This is a genomic window from Lentzea sp. NPDC058436, from assembly GCF_042721515.1.
GTDB lineage: Bacteria > Actinomycetota > Actinomycetes > Mycobacteriales > Pseudonocardiaceae > Lentzea.
The window spans coordinates 1-1,547 of the sequence record NZ_JBHXLF010000045.1 but is presented as its reverse complement, the minus strand read 5'-3'; the positions used below and the strand labels follow the sequence as shown (position 1 = coordinate 1,547).

Below are 1,547 nucleotides of genomic sequence, written 5' to 3'. Positions count from 1 at the left end.
CCAGAACCGCACAGTGGATGCGTAGCGTCTTTGTAACAAGTCCTCGGCCTATTAGTACCAGTCAGCTCCAACCGTTACCGGTCTTCCACCTCTGGCCTATCAACCCAGTGGTCTAGCTGGGGGCCTTAACCCACAAAGGGTGGGATACCTCATCTTGGAACGAGCTTCCCGCTTAGATGCCTTCAGCGGTTATCCCTTCCGAACGTAGCCAACCAGCAATGCTCTTGGCAGAACAACTGGCACACCAGCGGTCCGTCCGTCCCGGTCCTCTCGTACTAGGGACAGCCTTCCTCAAGTATCCTACGCGCGCGGCGGATAGGGACCGAACTGTCTCACGACGTTCTAAACCCAGCTCGCGTACCGCTTTAATGGGCGAACAGCCCAACCCTTGGGACCTACTCCAGCCCCAGGATGCGACGAGCCGACATCGAGGTGCCAAACCATCCCGTCGATATGGACTCTTGGGGAAGATCAGCCTGTTATCCCCGGGGTACCTTTTATCCGTTGAGCGACCACGCTTCCACAAGCCATGGCCGGATCACTAGTTCCGACTTTCGTCCCTGCTCGACCCGTCAGTCTCACAGTCAAGCTCCCTTGTGCACTTGCACTCAACACCTGATTGCCAACCAGGCTGAGGGAACCTTTGAGCGCCTCCGTTACTCTTTGGGAGGCAACCGCCCCAGTTAAACTACCCACCAGGCACTGTCCCTGATCCGGATCACGGACCGAGGTTAGACATCCAATACGACCAGAGTGGTATTTCAACGATGACTCCACAACCACTGGCGTGGCCGCTTCACAGTCTCCCACCTATCCTACACAAGCCGAATCGAACACCAATACCAAGCTATAGTAAAGGTCCCGGGGTCTTTCCGTCCTGCCGCGCGTAACGAGCATCTTTACTCGTAATGCAATTTCGCCGGGCCTGCGGTTGAGACAGTCGAGAAGTCGTTACGCCATTCGTGCAGGTCGGAACTTACCCGACAAGGAATTTCGCTACCTTAGGATGGTTATAGTTACCACCGCCGTTTACTGGCGCTTAAGTTCTCAGCTTCGCCCCGAAAGACTAACCGGTCCCCTTAACGTTCCAGCACCGGGCAGGCGTCAGTCCATATACATCGTCTTGCGACTTCGCATGGACCTGTGTTTTTAGTAAACAGTCGCTTCTCGCTGGTCTCTGCGGCCGTCTCGCCCTAGCCTGCAAGAGGCTTCAAGCGCTACGGCCCCCCTTCTCCCGAAGTTACGGGGGCATTTTGCCGAGTTCCTTAACCACAGTTCGCCCGATCGCCTCGGTATTCTCTACCTGACCACCTGTGTCGGTTTGGGGTACGGGCCGCGTGAAAGCTCGCTAGAGGCTTTTCTCGGCAGCATGGGATCACTCTACTTCGCCTCAATCGGCTACGCATCACGTCTCAGCCTATATGAACTGCGGATTTGCCTACAGTTCGGCCTACACGCTTGCACCAGTACTACCACTCACTGGCGGAGCTACCCTCCTGCGTCACCCCATCGCTTGACTACTACAAGTTCAGGTCCCGCGCTCCACA

At 56.3% G+C, this 1,547-nt stretch carries 1 rRNA gene; it reads right to left on the bottom strand.

From position 1 onward, the window contains the following. Positions 1 to 31: 31 nt before the first annotated feature. Positions 32 to 1,547, bottom strand: a 23S ribosomal RNA gene (locus ACFWN2_RS45935); the annotation flags it as partial.